The following is a 359-nucleotide window of genomic DNA, read 5'->3' as shown; positions in this document are numbered from 1 at the left end:
CGCTGGCCTCCGGGCCGCTCTGCGAAGGCATGCCGATCCACCTGGTGATGATCGGCGCCGACACCGGCGACAACTGGGCGCCGCTGGACAACGCGGCCGCGCGCCTGGCGTCCGCCGGCTATGACGTGCGCCAGGCGATTCGCCACGGCGAGGTCGTCTCCACGCTGCTCGCCTATCAGGAAGAGCACAGCATCGACGTGCTGGCGATGGGCGCCTACGGGCATTCGCGCATCCGCCAGTTCCTCGTCGGCAGCACCACCGGTGCGCTGCTGCGCTCCAGCAGCGGCGCCCTGCTGATCCTGCGCTGAGGACCGCTGGTTCCCGGCGCCGGCGCGCGCCCTCGATCCTGGGTTACCCTT

At 71.3% G+C, this 359-nt stretch carries 1 protein-coding gene; it reads left to right on the top strand.

All coding sequences use genetic code 11. The annotated features are described in order from the left end of the window. The coding region (locus B2X67_RS20535) for a universal stress protein (RefSeq protein ID WP_286786632.1) at positions 1-308 on the top strand (308 nt) is incomplete at its 5' end. Between the last annotated feature and the right edge of the window lie 51 nt (positions 309-359).

The sequence above is a fragment of the Pseudomonas sp. UBA3153 genome (genome assembly GCF_002364635.1).
Classification (GTDB): domain Bacteria; phylum Pseudomonadota; class Gammaproteobacteria; order Pseudomonadales; family Pseudomonadaceae; genus Pseudomonas_O; species Pseudomonas_O kuykendallii.
The sequence above is the reverse complement of the archived record's forward strand: the minus strand, read 5'-3'. Positions and strand labels throughout refer to the sequence as shown.